Annotated in this window: 19 protein-coding genes and 1 other RNA gene; 8 read left to right on the top strand and 12 right to left on the bottom strand. The window is 31.7% G+C overall.

Translation table 11 applies throughout. From position 1 onward, the window contains the following. The first annotated feature begins 96 nt into the window (after positions 1-96). Entirely contained in the window at positions 97-852 is a 756-nt protein-coding gene (locus CELLY_RS00175; protein ID WP_013619619.1) for a CDP-alcohol phosphatidyltransferase family protein, read from the top strand. 8 nt (positions 853-860) lie between these two features. Here CELLY_RS00175 and lptB read toward each other — a convergent pair whose 3' ends face one another. The 4 genes from lptB to CELLY_RS00155 form a co-directional block, all read right to left on the bottom strand. Then, complete coding sequence (lptB, locus tag CELLY_RS00170; RefSeq protein WP_034645320.1) at positions 861-1601, bottom strand: LPS export ABC transporter ATP-binding protein; 741 nt, start codon at positions 1599-1601, stop codon at positions 861-863. Positions 1602-1665: 64 nt separating this feature from the next. Then, positions 1666-2022 carry a carboxymuconolactone decarboxylase family protein gene (locus tag CELLY_RS00165; protein WP_013619617.1) on the bottom strand — a complete coding sequence of 119 codons (357 nt, stop codon included), beginning with the start codon at positions 2020-2022 and terminating at the stop codon, positions 1666-1668. Next, on the bottom strand, positions 2003-2845 hold the full coding sequence (gene tatC / locus CELLY_RS00160) for a twin-arginine translocase subunit TatC (RefSeq protein WP_013619616.1): 843 nt from the start codon (positions 2843-2845) through the stop codon (positions 2003-2005). The genes CELLY_RS00165 and tatC overlap by 20 nt, the downstream gene beginning before the upstream one ends. After that, positions 2845-3810 carry a KpsF/GutQ family sugar-phosphate isomerase gene (locus CELLY_RS00155; RefSeq protein ID WP_013619615.1) on the bottom strand — a complete coding sequence of 322 codons (966 nt, stop codon included), beginning with the start codon at positions 3808-3810 and terminating at the stop codon, positions 2845-2847. Before CELLY_RS00155 ends, tatC begins: the two co-directional genes overlap by 1 nt. Positions 3811-4006: 196 nt before the next feature. Here CELLY_RS00155 and recQ point away from each other — a divergent pair, with 196 nt between their 5' ends. Beyond that, on the top strand, positions 4007-6208 hold the full coding sequence (recQ, locus tag CELLY_RS00150; RefSeq protein WP_013619614.1) for a DNA helicase RecQ: 2202 nt from the start codon (positions 4007-4009) through the stop codon (positions 6206-6208). A 78-nt stretch (positions 6209-6286) separates the two neighbouring features. Here recQ and CELLY_RS00145 read toward each other — a convergent pair whose 3' ends face one another. Genes CELLY_RS00145 through CELLY_RS00135 form a run of 3 tightly spaced genes read right to left on the bottom strand, consistent with a single transcriptional unit; the run spans position 6287 to position 7210 of the window. After that, positions 6287-6598 (bottom strand): CCC motif membrane protein, encoded by a 312-nt coding sequence (locus tag CELLY_RS00145; RefSeq protein ID WP_013619613.1) that lies wholly within the window; start codon positions 6596-6598, stop codon positions 6287-6289. A 14-nt stretch (positions 6599-6612) separates the two neighbouring features. After that, on the bottom strand, positions 6613-6942 hold the full coding sequence (locus CELLY_RS00140; protein WP_013619612.1) for a CCC motif membrane protein: 330 nt from the start codon (positions 6940-6942) through the stop codon (positions 6613-6615). 19 nt (positions 6943-6961) lie between these two features. Beyond that, a complete protein-coding gene (locus CELLY_RS00135) occupies positions 6962-7210 on the bottom strand; it encodes a DUF2752 domain-containing protein (protein WP_316931707.1) in 249 nt (82 codons plus the stop codon). 162 nt (positions 7211-7372) lie between these two features. Between CELLY_RS00135 and CELLY_RS00130 the strand changes: the two genes are divergently transcribed. Beyond that, the gene (locus tag CELLY_RS00130; protein WP_013619610.1) at positions 7373-7918 is read left to right on the top strand and encodes a Smr/MutS family protein; all 546 of its coding nucleotides are present in this window, start codon (positions 7373-7375) and stop codon (positions 7916-7918) included. A 2-nt stretch (positions 7919-7920) separates the two neighbouring features. On the opposite strand, the gene CELLY_RS00125 is transcribed toward CELLY_RS00130, so the two are convergent. Then, a complete protein-coding gene (locus CELLY_RS00125) occupies positions 7921-8427 on the bottom strand; it encodes a hypothetical protein (RefSeq protein WP_013619609.1) in 507 nt (168 codons plus the stop codon). Between the two features lie 112 nt (positions 8428-8539). Between CELLY_RS00125 and CELLY_RS00120 the strand changes: the two genes are divergently transcribed. Then, positions 8540-9688, top strand: a complete 1149-nt coding sequence (locus tag CELLY_RS00120; RefSeq protein ID WP_013619608.1) for a cysteine desulfurase family protein — start codon at positions 8540-8542, stop codon at positions 9686-9688. On the opposite strand, the gene CELLY_RS00115 is transcribed toward CELLY_RS00120, so the two are convergent. Beyond that, the gene (locus CELLY_RS00115) at positions 9685-10338 is read right to left on the bottom strand and encodes a hypothetical protein (protein ID WP_013619607.1); all 654 of its coding nucleotides are present in this window, start codon (positions 10336-10338) and stop codon (positions 9685-9687) included. The two genes, CELLY_RS00120 and CELLY_RS00115, sit on opposite strands and share 4 nt — an antisense overlap. Before the next feature lie 172 nt (positions 10339-10510). Next, positions 10511-12202: a M23 family metallopeptidase gene (locus CELLY_RS00110; protein ID WP_013619606.1), complete on the bottom strand. Its 1692-nt coding sequence runs from the start codon at positions 12200-12202 to the stop codon at positions 10511-10513. A 196-nt stretch (positions 12203-12398) separates the two neighbouring features. Here CELLY_RS00110 and CELLY_RS00105 point away from each other — a divergent pair, with 196 nt between their 5' ends. From CELLY_RS00105 to rny, 4 genes are all read left to right on the top strand, one after another. Further along, positions 12399-12689 carry a hypothetical protein gene (locus CELLY_RS00105; RefSeq protein WP_013619605.1) on the top strand — a complete coding sequence of 97 codons (291 nt, stop codon included), beginning with the start codon at positions 12399-12401 and terminating at the stop codon, positions 12687-12689. Positions 12690-12705: 16 nt separating this feature from the next. Beyond that, complete coding sequence (locus tag CELLY_RS00100; RefSeq protein WP_013619604.1) at positions 12706-13002, top strand: cell division protein ZapA; 297 nt, start codon at positions 12706-12708, stop codon at positions 13000-13002. Between the two features lie 60 nt (positions 13003-13062). Further along, a non-coding RNA gene (gene ssrS / locus CELLY_RS16835) (6S RNA) lies at positions 13063-13173 on the top strand. Positions 13174-13219: 46 nt separating this feature from the next. Next, positions 13220-14791, top strand: coding sequence for a ribonuclease Y (gene rny, locus CELLY_RS00095; protein WP_013619603.1), 1572 nt, complete (start codon positions 13220-13222; stop codon positions 14789-14791). Positions 14792-14865: 74 nt separating this feature from the next. On the opposite strand, the gene CELLY_RS00090 is transcribed toward rny, so the two are convergent. Both CELLY_RS00090 and CELLY_RS00085 read right to left on the bottom strand, forming a co-directional pair. Next, complete coding sequence (locus tag CELLY_RS00090) at positions 14866-15099, bottom strand: DUF6095 family protein (RefSeq protein WP_013619602.1); 234 nt, start codon at positions 15097-15099, stop codon at positions 14866-14868. Positions 15100-15114: 15 nt separating this feature from the next. Continuing rightward, positions 15115-15927, bottom strand: coding sequence for a DUF4249 family protein (locus CELLY_RS00085; RefSeq protein ID WP_013619601.1), 813 nt, complete (start codon positions 15925-15927; stop codon positions 15115-15117). Between the last annotated feature and the right edge of the window lie 2 nt (positions 15928-15929).

Here is a 15929-nt window from a genome sequence, read left to right as displayed (position 1 = left end):
AAATTGTTTTTTTTAAAGAAATGCTATTTTTACCAAAGCAGCTAATATTACTGTATTTTTGAAGAATATAGCAATACACTAAACTTACTAAAAAAAATGAAAAAACAGATACCTAACTTAATTACGCTTTTAAATTTATTTTGTGGTTGTTTAGCGATGCTTTTTGCTGTACACGGACTTTTTGAAATGGTTGCTTTATTTGTTTTCTTAGGTATATTTTTCGATTTTTTTGATGGTTTTGCTGCTCGTATGCTTAAAGTACAGAGCGAGCTTGGTTTACAGTTAGACTCATTAGCAGATATGGTAACAAGCGGAGTAGTGCCAGGTATAGTAATGTATAAATTATTATTAATGTCTACTACAGGCGGATGGAGTTCTGCAATGTTTGCAGGGGTAGAAAATAATTTTTATACCTCTGGATTTCAAATTTCGTCTATAATTCCTTTTATAGGTTTTGTAATAACCTTAGCTTCTGGTTACAGGTTGGCTAAATTTAATATAGATGAAAACCAAACAGAATCTTTTATAGGATTACCAACACCAGCAAATGCTCTTTTAATAATTTCATTGCCGTTAATATTAGCCTACCAAAATTTCCCTTTGTTAAATGATGTAATATTAAACCAATGGTTTTTACTAGCAGTTACGGCTTTAAGCGCATATTTATTAAATGCTAATTTACCTTTGTTTGCTTTAAAATTTAAAACCTGGAATTTTAAGGATAATGCTATTCGCTACATTTTTTTAATACTATGCGTAGTATTACTAATAACGCTAAAATATTTAGCGGTACCAATTATAATAGTAACTTATATACTATTGTCTGTAGTAAGTAAATTAGGAACTAAATAAACTTAGTTTTAAAAATCTATTTTAGTTTTACGTAGCTCAAAGTTTTGGCCAAGGTAAACTTGCCTTACCATTTCATCGGCAGCTAGTTCTTCTGGTTCACCAGATTTTAAAATACCACCTTCAAACATTAAGTAAGACCTTTCTGTAATGGCAAGAGTTTCTTGTACGTTGTGGTCTGTAATTAAAATACCAATATTTTTGTTTTTTAATTGAGCTACAATACGCTGTATATCTTCTACTGCAACCGGATCTACCCCAGCAAAAGGCTCATCTAATAATATAAATTTTGGATCTGTGGCTAAAGCGCGTGCAATTTCTGTACGCCTACGTTCTCCACCAGAAAGTAAATCTCCTCTGTTTTTACGTATGTGTCCTAAACTAAACTCTTCAATAAGAGACTCCATTTTCATATGTTGCTCTTTTTTACTCAGTTTTGTAAGTTGTAGTACACTTAAAATATTTTTTTCAATGCTAAGCTTTCTAAAAACTGAAGCTTCTTGTGCCAAATAGCCAATTCCGTTTTGTGCTCTTTTGTACATAGGAAATTGTGTAATATTCATATCATTTAAATAAATATTACCACCATTAGGTTTTACGAGTCCAACAATCATATAAAAAGAAGTTGTTTTACCAGCACCATTTGGGCCCAACAAACCAACAATTTCTCCTTGGTTTACTTCCAAAGATATTCCTTTTACTACTTGTCGTCCTTTATAGGACTTCATTATATTGTCTGCTCTAAGCTTCATTTTTTCCATAGAATATCCAAATCTAAGTTATTCTTTTTGTAAACAGAGAAGATTTACCTTTTTTTTAACCTTCGTGGTTAGCTTCTATAGCCTCCCAATACTCGTGTGCACGCCTTAAATGCGGAATAACAATACTACCGCCAACAAGGGTAGCAATACTAAGTGTTTCCATAATCTCATCTTTATTAGCACCTTCTCTGTGCGAACTTTCTAAATGGTATTTTACGCAATCATCGCAACGTAAAACCGCAGAAGCAACTAGTCCTAGTAGTTCTTTAGTTTTTACATCTAAGGCTCCTTTGCTGTATGCATTAGTATCAAGGTTAAAAATTCTATTAATAACCTTGTTTTTATCTGCTAATATTTTTTCGTTCATTTTAGAACGGTACTCGTTAAATTCTTTAACTGGATTTTGTGACATTCTTACCTAGTTTTTTAGCTTCATTTTTTAACACTCTTCTAGAAATATAAATACTAATTTGATATAGTATTAAAACGGGTATTGTTACTACAATTTGACTTGCAACATCTGGAGGAGTTATAACAGCAGCTACTATTAATACTACAACCAATGCTATTTTTCTATGCTTTTTAAGCACTTCTGGAGTAACTAAGCCTACTTTTGTTAAAAAGTATATTATTATTGGAAGCTCAAACATTATACCGCAAGCAATTACAGATGCTTTTACGGTAGATATAAAGGAGCTTAAATCAAATTCATTTAATACCTCTTTACTAACTTGGTATGTGCCTAAAAAGTTAATAGAGAAAGGAGTTACAATATAGTAACCAAAAAGCACACCAGAGAAAAATAAAAATGATGCGGCAAAAATAAAACCTTTAGAATTTTTACGTTCTTTTTCATACAAGCCTGGACTAATAAAACGCCACATTTCATATAAAATATAAGGAAAGCCAAGTATAAAACCAGCCCAAATAGAGGTCCATATATGAGCAGAAAACTGCCCTGCCATAGTTCTACTTTGTATGGTAAAAGGTAGGGTATCTGCACAAAAACTAGATTCCATTCCAAAATACGTAGCTATAGAACAAAAGAATTTATAGGTAGGGAAATCCATTTTTTTAGGTCCCAATAATACGGTATCAAAAATAAATTCCTTCATTGCAAATGCAACAATACCAATAATTACAACTGCTAGTGTAGATCTAATTAAGTGCCATCTAAGTTCTTCTAAATGGTCTAAAAAGGACATTTCGTCCGGGTTTTTTTTACTTTTTGCCATTATAAAATGCCTTCGTTTACTAAGTTATGTAAATGTAATAAACCAACGTATTTGGAATCTTTTACAGCAACCAATTGAGATATTTCTTGTTGTTGCATTAGTTCTAATGCATCAACTGCTAAAACATCTGTATTTACTGTCTTAGGATTTTTAGACATAATGTCTTTAGCGGTTAAGTTTCCAATATTATCATACGTATTAAGCATACGTCTAATATCTCCATCAGTAATAATACCAATAACTTTATCATTTTCTAAAACTGCTGTTGCGCCAAGCATTTTTTCAGAAATTTCTACAATAACCTCTTTAACAGGTGTATTTGTTTTAACTTCTGGTTTTTGGTTGTTATTTACAATGTCATTTACACGCAAGTACAGTTTTTTACCCAATGCACCACCTGGGTGGTACTTGGCAAAATCTTTACTTGTAAATCTTTTAAGTTCTAATAAAGAAACGGCAATTGCATCACCAATAACCAATTGTGCGGTTGTACTTGTGGTAGGTGCTAAATTATTAGGGCAAGCTTCTTTTTCTACATATGTATTTAATACATAGTTAGACTGTTGTGCTAAAAAAGAATCTGTATTTCCTGTCATTCCTATTAATACGTTTCCACCTCTTTTAATTAATGGTACCAAAACTTTAATTTCTGGTGTGTTACCACTTTTAGAAATACAAATAACTACATCATCTTTTAAAACAGTACCAAGGTCGCCGTGTATGGCATCTGCAGCATGCATAAATATAGATGGTGTACCAGTAGAGTTTAAGGTAGCCACAATTTTTTGCGCTATAATGGCACTTTTACCTATACCAGATATTATTAATCTTCCTTTAGAGTTGTAAATAGTATTTACAGCATCTGTAAAATTGGTATCTAGTAGGTTAGATAAGTTTTTAATAGCATCAGCTTCATTAGAAATTGTACGCTTAGCAATATCTATAATTGTTTTGGAGTTGCTCAATGTAATCTTAAATTATGTGTTCTTTTAAAAAAGATGTATTATCTTTAAGAATACAAAATTACGTAAACTTATTTTTATGTGATACAGTAATTTGATTGAAATTAAATTTGCCTTAAATTTTGTACGGATTCCTAAAATTTGAGTATCTTGAATTTTATTTTATTTAAAACAGTAAACACAACCACTATACAATACTATGAGTAACTCTAACATTGATTTGCACGCTTCCTTAAAAAAACATTTTGGATTCACAAAATTTAAAGGATTACAAGAGAGTGTCATCAATAACTTGCTTAAGGGTAATAATACGTTTGTTATAATGCCAACTGGCGGAGGCAAATCGCTTTGCTATCAGTTACCAGCGTTAATGCAAGAAGGTACAGCTATTGTTGTTTCTCCTCTAATAGCTTTGATGAAAAATCAGGTAGATGCCATACGTGGTATCTCTTCTGAACACGGAATTGCACACGTTTTAAATTCTTCTTTAACTAAAACTCAAGTAAAAGAGGTGAAAGAAGATATTGTAAACGGTGTAACTAAATTATTGTATGTAGCTCCTGAGTCTCTTATAAAAGAAGAGTATGTGGAGTTTTTAAGATCTGTAAAAATATCTTTTGTAGCGGTAGATGAAGCCCATTGTATATCTGAGTGGGGACATGATTTTAGACCAGAATATAGAAATTTAAAAACCATTGTTGGTAAGCTAGGAGACAATATACCTATGATAGGTTTAACGGCAACAGCTACACCAAAGGTGCAAGAAGATATTGTAAAAAATTTAGGGATTGCAGATGCTAAACTATTTAAAGCATCATTTAACAGGCCTAATTTATTTTATGAAGTACGACCAAAAACTCAGAATATAGAAGCAGATATAATACGTTTTGTAAAGCAAAACGTAGGTAAATCTGGAATTGTATACTGCTTAAGTCGTAAAAAAGTTGAAGAATTAGCACAGGTATTACAAGTTAATGGTATTAGTGCTGTGCCTTATCACGCTGGTTTTGATGCAAAAACAAGGTCTCGTTATCAAGATATGTTTTTAATGGAAGAGGTAGATGTTGTGGTTGCAACAATTGCCTTTGGTATGGGTATAGATAAGCCAGATGTGCGTTTTGTAATACATCATGATATACCTAAAAGTTTAGAAAGCTATTACCAAGAAACTGGTAGGGCAGGTAGAGATGGAGGAGAAGGACATTGTTTGGCTTTTTATTCTTATAAAGACATAGAAAAGCTAGAGAAATTTATGTCTGGGAAACCCGTTGCAGAACAAGAAATTGGAAATGCATTGCTGCAAGAAGTTGTTGCTTTTGCAGAAACATCTATGTCTCGTAGAAAATTTATTCTTCATTATTTTGGAGAGGAATTTGACGAGGTTAATGGAGAAGGAGCAGATATGGATGATAACACCCGTACTCCTAAAGAAAAAGTAGAAGCTAAAGAAAATGTAGTTAAGCTTATTAGTGTGGTACAAGGCACTAAAGAAAAATTTAAATCTAAGGAAATAGTAAATACCTTAATTGGTAAAAAAAATGCACTAATAACTTCGCATAAAACCAATGAAAAACCATTTTTTGGTATAGGGAAAGATAAAGATGCTGGTTATTGGATGGCTTTAATTCGCCAAACTTTAGTTGCTGGTTATTTACGTAAAGAAATAGAACAGTACGGAATTTTACGTGTTACACCAATGGGTGTTGATTATGCCAAGGAGCCAAAATCATTTTTAATGACAAAAGATCATGTGTATAGCCAAGCAAATGATGATGCTATTGTGAGTGCAGCAAAAAGTTCTGGTGGTGTAGCAGATAAAGAGCTTGCACAGTTGTTAAGGCAACTTAGAAAGTCTGAAGCTAAAAAGCACGGTGTACCTCCTTTTGTAGTTTTTCAAGATCCGTCTATAGATGACATGGCGCTTAAGTACCCAACCAGTATGGAAGATATGCTTAACATACATGGAGTAGGAGAAGGTAAAGCTAAAAAATACGGAAAACCATTTTTAGCACTTATAGCCAAGTATGTAGAGGATAATGATATTGTTAGACCAGATGATTTGGTGGTTAAAAGTACAGGAGCTAATTCTGCTTTAAAACTGTACATAATACAAAACGTAGATCGTAAATTACCATTAACAGATATTGCAGATGCTAAAGGTTTAGAGTTAGCAGAGTTGATAAAAGAAATGGAACAAATAGTATATAGTGGTACAAAGCTAAATATTACTTATTGGGTAGATGAAACTTTAGATGAAGACCAACAAGAAGAAATACACGATTACTTTTTAGAGGCAGAATCTGATAATATTGATGCTGCTGTAGAAGAGTTTGATGGTGACTATGAAGATGAAGAGCTACGTTTATATAGAATAAAATTTATTAGTGAAGTAGCAAACTAGTTTACAAATAAACTTAAAATAAAAAATCCCAATACATATGTATTGGGATTTTTTTGCTATCAATATGTCTATTGTAGTTTAATATTGCATACCATCCATACTTCCTGTTGTAATGGCAGCTATTATAACTCCAAAGTATAGTATTATAAATACAAGATATAGGGCCGCTATAACTAATCCTATGATAGATAAAATCTTCGCGGTTTTTACATTTTCAATTCCTGTGTATTGGCCTGGATTTTGCTCATAAAGTAATCTTGCTTTTTTACCCTTAGATAAACTAATAAAACAAAAAATAGCTCCAAGAGGTCCGCAACATGCAACAGTTGCAATTAAGCCAATTATTCCCATTGTCATAGCGCTACTAGCACCTGGTAATTCTTCTTTCATAATTTAGATATATATTATTGATTATATCCTTGGTTGTATCCCTTCATAAACTCTTCCATCATTTCATCATAAGCACCTGTAGATTTAAAGAATATGTAAAGCCCTACTGTTATAATACTTAGTACAAGACCTATAATAGAAACAATTTTTGCGGTTTTTAACTGTCCAAAGTTTGAGTATTCTTGTGGGTTTTGTTGGTAGATTTTAGTGTCTTTATTTATTAAAAATAGAGCTATACCAGAAAAAAGTATTCCTCCAAATCCAGAAGTGCAGCAGCATCCAACATAAGAAATTATTCCTAATACTAATGCAATAGTAACGTTTGGTAATTTTTGTTGTTCCATAATTTAAAAAAGTAATTGGTTAAATAAATTTATTAATATAGTTAGTAAAAACTAATACAAAATTGATGACTAATAAGGAAATAATAATTTTATTAGCATATTTAATTTTATAGAAGTGGTTAACCCCTATAAAACCAAAAAGTAGAATTAAAGAATAAATTGCGGGATACATATAAAATGCACCACTAAAATCTCCTTGCAGTATTAACGAAATTGATCTTTGTATGCCGCAACCAGGGCAGTCTACACCAAAAAACTTCTTGTTCATACAAGGAAGCATATAATCATTAATGTTAAACTCTAGTCTTGGTAACAGCATTTAGGCTTGCAATCTATTTTTGAACTGGAAAAATACTACTATTTTTGTGGAAAGAAAATAAACGTCTTATTATTTTTTAAAATTAAGAGGTAAAAGATGTAAGAATTAGGTATGAAGAATTTTAGCATTGGTGATAAAGTAGAGGTTTTAGATGATACTATTTCAGGTACAGTTACTGCCGTAGTTGGTGATAATATTACCATTGAAACTGATTTGGGTTTTGAAATATCTTATTTAGCTAAAGAGCTAATTAAAATTGCAAATGCAGATACAATAAGAGTATCTAATTATGAAGTGGCTAAAATTAAACAAGAAAAAGAGCAGCCAAAACGTAAAAATAAACCAGCAATAAAACCAAAAGAGCGAAATATTCCTAAAATGGAAGTAGATTTACACATTAATCAGCTTGTAAAGTCTAGCAAAGGAATGGGTAATTTTGATATGCTTAATTTACAGTTAGAAACAGCTAAACGTCAATTAAACTTTGCTATTCAAAAAAGAATACAAAAAGTTGTTTTTATACACGGAGTGGGAGAGGGAGTGCTTAAGGAAGAGTTGCAATACCTATTTAATAAATATGATAATTTAAAGTTTTATGACGCAGATTATCAAAAATACGGACTAGGAGCTACTGAAGTTTATATTTTTCAGAATTAAAATTATTGAGGAACTGTTGTTGTTATTACAGCAAAATCTTCAATATTTAAATCTGTTATACGTGTATCATCACTATTGTTTAGTGTAATATCTTTAAGTTTAATGGTATGTATAAAGGTGCCTTCTGTTTCTCCAGCAACTGTGTTTATAGTAATAGTTCCTTTTTCTGCGTTAATTTCTTCTAAAACTGTAGGTGTTGCAGGTGGTGGAGAATCACAAAAATAACTACTAGATACGGTGCCAGAAAATGTACGGTATGTTAGTTGAGAAGATTCTGGTATTGCACTTGTTATTTCTGCTTCAGAAACTTCATTTTTTAATAAACCAGAGGCTAATGTTAAAATCAAAGTTTCGTTATCATTTATCTTAAAAAATAATTCAGTATCAACACTAAGTGTACCACAGTTTTGAGCTGTTACAGTGCTAAAATCTAAAGTTTCTATCTGCAAGTCTCCATCACTACATGAAAGTAATGCAAAAAGAGCACTAAAAAGGAAATATTTCTTCATACTCCAAATGTAAAAGTTTTTCTTTTGATTAGATGTAGATTTTAACGTTTTTTAGAATTATTTAATTTTAAATCCCCTATTTTTGGGGGATTATAATTTTTGATAAATTCTGATGCAAAAAGTTTATTTAGATAGCGCAGCTACAACACAGGTAAGAGAAGAAGTTATTGCAAAAATGCAAGACGCTTTAGGAGAATGTTACGGGAACCCATCTTCTACACATAGTTTTGGTAGAACAGCTAAAACTGCAATAGAAAAAACACGCAAAACAATTGCGAAATACTTAAACGCACACCCAGCAGAAATTATTTTTACATCTGGTGGTACAGAGGCAGATAATATGATTTTGCGTGGAGCAGTAAGAGATTTAGATGTGCGTACTATTATTACTTCTAAAATAGAGCACCATGCTGTTTTACATACAGTAGAGGAATTAGAAAAAGAATACGGTATTGCATTGCATTACGTAAATTTAGATGCTAACGGTAATCCAGATTTAATACATTTAAAAGAGTTATTGGCAAAAGATGATACTAAAAAAATAGTGAGTCTTATGCACGTTAATAATGAAATAGGCAACAAGTTAGATATTGATGCAGTTTGTATATTGTGTAAAGAGTATAATGCTCTATTTCATTCAGACACTGTACAGTCTGTTGGTCATTATGCTTGGGATGTACAACAAACTCCAGTAGATTTTTTAACTGCTGCTGCTCATAAATTTCACGGTCCAAAAGGTATTGGTTTTGCTTATATAAAAAAGGATAAAGGTATTAAGCCACTAATATTTGGAGGCTCTCAGGAACGTGGTTTTAGAGCGGGTACAGAACCATACCATAATATAGTTGGTTTGGAAGAGGCCTTTGTAATGTCTTATAATAATTTAGATGAAGAAAAGGCTTATGTTACAGAGCTTAAACAATACTTTATTGATAAAATAAAAACAGAAATTCCTGAGGTTAAATTTAACGGGTTGTCTGGTGATATAGATAAAAGTACATACACTTTGGTAAACGTAAATTTACCTGTAGACGAGAAAAAAGGTTTAATGCTTTTATTTCATTTAGATTTAAAAGGTATTGGGTGTTCTAAAGGTAGCGCTTGCCAATCTGGAAGCAGCTTAGGGTCTCACGTATTAACAGAGGTGTTGTCTAATGAAGATTTACAAAAACCGTCGGTACGCTTTTCTTTCTCTAAATACAATACCAAGCAAGAGTTAGATTATACTATACAAGTATTAAAAGAGTTTGTAGAGAGTTAATTTTTCTTATTCTTTTTAACTCTTTCTTTATCATAAGGAAATTTACGAGTAGCTTTCTTCATCATACCATCTATAAGGTCTATGGTGTTTTTGCCAGTCTTCTTGTTAATTTCCTTTTCGTATTTCCACAATAGTTTGCCAGAGTCTCCATCACTAACTTTTATGCCAATACGCCCATAATTTGCATTTCCATCAAAATAATCAAAGAAATTAAAAGATGTAGATACTCCGTTAGATAAAAGTACATTTAAATCTATATTGCCACTAATAATACCATCTACATTTAGTAGCTTGGCTAGTTCTTTAGTGGTGTGTATGTCTATATTTTTAAATGTAATATTGTTTTTAGCTAGTAGGGCATTAGTGTTTTTTATATTCTGAAATTCTACAGCGTACTTCTTCTTTTTTTTACCTCTTAAAAAATAAGTCTCTAGTGCATTTTGTACAGCGTAGCCCTCTTTTTCTTCTAATTCTTTTAGCTTTTCTTTTGTAATGTTATCTTTTAGCTCCAAATTGGCTAAAAACGGAATAATTGCCAGTACTTTATGGTCTTTGCTAATGGCATCAAAATGTTTGTTCTCGTATATATTTTTTTGCGCTTGTACTCCACAAAAAGATAGTAATATTATAAAAAGTAATGTTTTTTTCATTTTTTGTATTCTCTGTAATTACACTGCCGTATTAAAGTTTATGACACTTTATTTTTGCAAAAGTATATGAAATTACTAAACTTATAAGCTTTTAATCTTTTAAACTATTGTTATTTTAGGTGTGTATTTTATTAAATTAATTGTTTTAGGTTAACCTTTTACTTTTGCAGTGTTATTTTCTATAAAAAGTAGTTTCATATGTAGTACTGTTGCCTACATTATCTGTAACAATAACTTTTAAATTGCATTCTTTTTTATTAAGAATTTTATCATCAAAATTATAAGTTATTGTATTTGTTTTGTATTCATAACTCATTAAAACCCACTCTCCGTTTATATAGGCATTATAAGTGTCAATGCCACTTAAATCATCAACAATTTTAAGGCTTAAATATTTGTAATTGTTTAGCCATTGTTTTGCTTTAAAGTTTTTAGGCGTAATAACAGGTGCAATAGTATCTTTAGCAAGGGTGTATGTGCCTAAATTTTTTGTTCTTGTAGTAAAGGTATTTCCTCTTTTATATGTAGTTGCGTGTATAGGTAAGTTTTTGCTATTCAATCTAGCAATAAATAATTGTTTTTTCTCAGTATCAGAGTATTTACTAACATCAAAGGTTATTGTAAAATTGCGGTGTGCAGGTACTTCGTTATTATGAATTTTTACGGTATCCTTCCCCTTTTTTAAATCGATATAGAAATCGTTATAAAAAGTATTAGCAGGAAAATATACTTTTGCCCCTTCTAAATTGTAATTGTTTGGTTTTTTTGCTATTAAGTAATTATCTGTAGTAGCAACTTTTTTGGGTGATTTTAGCTCTTGTACTTTGCCTTCAATAGGAATAATTATTTTTGTAGTGTTGTTTTCCCAGTCTTTTAATAGCAACTCTACATTGTAGGTAAGTCCATTGTTTACAACAATTTTTCCATCGTTATGTAAATCAGAATAAATACTAAGTTTATTACTAGGGTCTTTAAAACACTTTACAATGCGCTGGCTATATTTACCGTAGTGTTGGTAGTCTATTAATGTGTTAATATATCTTGTTTCTGCAAACGAAAAAGAATCAAACTTAAATTTAGAGTATGTTTTACCATTTACCAACTGTTCTATAGCGTAAATACCATTTTTGTTTGCAGCCATATCTTGCCTGTCATAACCATTAAAGCCAATTCCTATAGTACCAGAGGCATAAACTTTATCTGCCAAATAAGATCCGTCTGCTTGCCTCTTAAATTTAATTTGAGTTTTATTTGCGCTACGGTTAATTTGCGCATCATTACTTAGTGGATAAGCGTATAAGTTTAAAATTGTTGGGTCTGTTGCGTCTCTAATATCGTAACCATATAAAAGCGGATTTGTAGGTTTGCTGGTAGTATTGCTTCTAATTTCAAAATGTAAATGCGGACCAGAAGAACCACCTGTATTGCCAGAGTAAGCTATAACTTCTCCCTTTTTAACTTTAAGCTCTCCAAAATCAGGAAAAGTCTCTACTTGATATGATTGCTTTTTATATTGTATTTTTTTGATGTACTCTTCAATTTTAGGAGAAAATTTTTGTAAATGCGCATACACAGAGGTGTAACCGCTAGGGTGAGTTATGTAAAGAGCTTTACCATATCCCCAGTGCGATATTTTAATACGCGTAACAGAAGCATCATCAATAGCATAAACAGCTAATCCTTCCCTTTGTTGGGTTTTTATATCTATACCAGAATGAAAATGGTTAGAGCGTAACTCGCCAAAATTACCAGCCAAAATTAAAGGGATATCTAATGGTGACTGAAATTTATTTTGAGGATATTTCTCTTGTCCGTATACAGAAGTAAGTAAAAATAATGCAGCTATAAATGCGTAAATTCTCATAAGTATTTTTAAAGTTGATACGAAAATAACCAATCCCGTTTAATTGAAAAAAACTAATATGCTTTAAAAATTCCAAAACACCTTATTACAGAGGGTTAAGTGCTAATATTTAATTCTTTACAAGAATAATTGAAAAAAGTATTGCGAACTAGTTTAATCTATGTTAACTTTGTGATAAATGCATCGATTTTTGTAAATGAGCGAATTAGTTGAAATTGTTGATTCTTTAGAAAACAAAGTTAGCAAGCTACTTCATAAGATGGAGTTGTTAAAGCAAGCAAATACTAGGTTGTATGAAGAGTTACTTTCGCTTAAAAAAGAGCAAGCAGCAACTTCTAATTTGGTTTTAGAATGGGAAGAAAAGTATAATGCTCTTAAACTTGCAAATTCTATGCTAGGCAGTAATAAAAATAAAACAGAAGCAAAGCTAAAAATAAATACATTAATTAGAGAGTTAGACCATTGTATTGCTCAACTAGCTGAATAATGTAATATTAATACTTATGGCAGAAAAGCTAAAAATTAAACTTTCTATTGCAGACAGGGTTTACCCGTTAACTATAGATCCTAGTCAGGAAGAAGGTTTACGTAAAGCTGCAAAAAATATAGAGCAGCTTGCAAAAAAGTTTGAGCAAAATTATGCCGTTAGAGATAAACAAGATGTATTGGCAATGTGTGCCTTACAATTTGCCTCTAAAATAGAGCAAAAAAGTATTGATAAACAAGAAGACACAACAGAAGTTACTAAGCGTTTAAAAGCATTAGAACACATTGTAGAATCTAAGCTGAGCTCTATATAATATAAAATACGTTCATTACATAACATTAAATTACTGCCCACATTGGTATTTTTTTGACAAACTCAACATTAATTTGTTTTTAAAGGGTGAGTTTAGTTTGTAAAAGCAGGCCTTACTAGTATAAGGATCCTTGATCATGCTGTTAGCCCTAATCCTGTTTTATAGGAGTTTGTACAAAACACCCCCAATGTGGGTTTTTTAATATATATAAACAACCATGGAGAATATTACATTTATAATTATAGGAACTATAGTAGGTTTGGCAATTGGTTTTATAATAGCCAAGTTTTTAGAGAAAGGCAAAGCCTCTAAAACAATTGCTAGTGCTAAGTTAGAAGCGGAATCAATATTAAGAAATGCTAAAACCGAAGGTGAAGGCATTAAAAAAGATAAAATACTACAGGCAAAAGAAAAGTTTTTAGAACTTAAAGCAGAACATGAAAAAGTTATTATTGCTAAGGATAAAAAAATGTCTGAAGCAGAAAAACGAACTAGAGATAAAGAATCTCAGGTTAGTAATGAGCTTGCAAAAAGTAAAAAGTTAAATGACCAACTACAGTCTAAGCTACAGTCTGTAGATCATAAGAACGAATATTTAGAGAAAAAACGATCTGAGTTAGATAAGTTGCACAAAAACCAGGTACAGCAGTTAGAGGTGATTTCTGGCTTGTCTGCTGATGAGGCTAAAGAGCAATTGGTAAATTCTTTAAAAGAAACAGCTAAGTCAGATGCTATGGCGTTTATGCAAACAGCTATGGAAGAGGCTAAACTTACTGCAGAACAAGATGCCAAGAAAATTATAATTAATACTATACAGCGTATAGGAACAGAGGAAGCAGTAGAAAACTGTGTATCTGTTTTTAACCTAGAGTCAGATGATGTTAAAGGGCGTATTATTGGTAGAGAAGGTAGAAACATTAGAGCTTTAGAGGCTGCAACTGGGGTAGAGATTATTGTAGATGATACTCCTGAAGCTATTATACTTTCTTGTTTTGACTCTGTACGTAGAGAGGTAGCACGTTTGTCTTTACATAAATTGGTGACAGATGGCCGTATACACCCTGCACGTATTGAAGAAGTGGTGCGTAAAACAGAAAAACAAATTGAGCAAGAAATTGTAGAAGTTGGTAAGCGTACAATTATAGACTTGGGTATTCACGGTTTACACCCAGAGTTAATTAGAGCAATTGGGCGTATGAAATACCGTTCTTCTTATGGGCAAAACTTATTGCAACACTCAAGAGAAGTTGCTAAACTATGTGGTGTAATGGCAGCAGAGTTAGGTTTAAACCCTAAAACAGCTAAAAGGGCAGGTTTACTACATGATATTGGTAAAGTGCCAAACACAGAAGTAGAGGTAGAAACACCACACGCTATTTTAGGTATGCAATGGGCAGAAAAGTACGGAGAAAAGGCAGATGTTTGTAATGCTATTGGTGCCCACCATGATGAAATTGAAATGAAAACTCTAATAGCGCCAATTGTACAAGTTTGTGATGCTATTAGTGGTGCAAGACCAGGGGCAAGAAGACAAGTTTTAGATTCTTATATACAACGATTAAAAGATTTAGAAGAAGTTGCTTTTGGATTTGTAGGAGTACAAAAAGCATATGCAATACAAGCTGGTAGAGAGTTGCGTGTTATTGTAGAGAGCGAAAAAGTAAATGATGACAAGGCGGCAGAATTGTCATTTGAAATTTCTCAAAAAATACAAACTGATATGACGTATCCAGGTCAAGTTAAAGTTACTGTAATACGCGAAACAAGAGCAGTTAACGTAGCTAAATAGTAATTTATAGTTTTAGATATTAAAAAAAGCCTCCAATTGGAGGCTTTTTTTAATATCTAAAAGTAACAAGTAAGTTACTTTTTTCTCTTTCCAAAAATTGCTGTCATCATTAAGCGTAAACTGTAATAGAAAAGCCCTAACGCAGCTAAAGACAAAATAAAACCAAGTATAAGTACAGGTAAATATAAAGGGTGATTTTCGTTTTTAAAGGCCTCGTATATAGCTCCAGGGCCAGAAAACATAAGTAATACTGTTAGCCCAAAAAACTTAATGCTTTTGTAAAAAGAGTCAGACTGTGTTGTGGGCATATTTTAAAGTATTTTTTAATTTATAGTAATTTTGTACTCGTATGTTTCAGATAAATTAAAATATCCTAAAGCATAATCATCTTCATTTGTGGTGTTAATTATGTTGCCTCTAATAGTAGCAGGTGTTGTTTGAAAAGGTCCTCCAGAGCTTTCTCCACTTTGTGCTAAAATTAAATCCATATAATTATAAAATTGTTCATCTACACCATTTAACTTTATAACAACTTCCTTGCCAGAAGATAAATCGTCATAAAAATAAGAGAACTTAAATGTTTCTCCTTGAAAAAACTCATCTGACGTGGTTAAAAATTCACCAAAATCCAAATCAAACAGATAAAAATCATCTCTATTGGCATTATCTGTAAAGGAAACAATTAGTTCTGTATCATCTTCATCAAAAAGTGTAGCATCTCCTTGTTCTACATTATCAATTGCTACACTAGGTATTAAGGTAGTTTCTGCAATGTATGTATTGTTGTTATACACTACATTTAATTGGTATGTTTTATTAAACTCTGGTGTAAAATTATTTGATGAAGCTTGGTAGTAGCCAGCATTTCCATTAGATGAGAATGGATAAACTGTTCCGGAGCTTAAATCTACAATAAAAACATCTGCTGTGGTTACTGGGTTATCTTCAGTATCAAAATAGTTTGTTGTTAAAGATAATTTTACAAAACCATCTGTTCTTACAGGAGACTCTGTTGTATATACATTAAAACTAGCATCTATAACTAATTTTGGTTCGGTACTAGGAACGTCTATATCTACAACATCTTCGCACCCAAAAAATAATAGTAGTGGTATAATGTATACTAACTTTTTCATTA

The sequence above is a fragment of the Cellulophaga lytica DSM 7489 genome (assembly GCF_000190595.1).
In the GTDB taxonomy this organism is placed as follows: Bacteria; Bacteroidota; Bacteroidia; order Flavobacteriales; family Flavobacteriaceae; genus Cellulophaga; species Cellulophaga lytica.
This window is presented reverse-complemented; position numbering and strand designations above follow the sequence as displayed.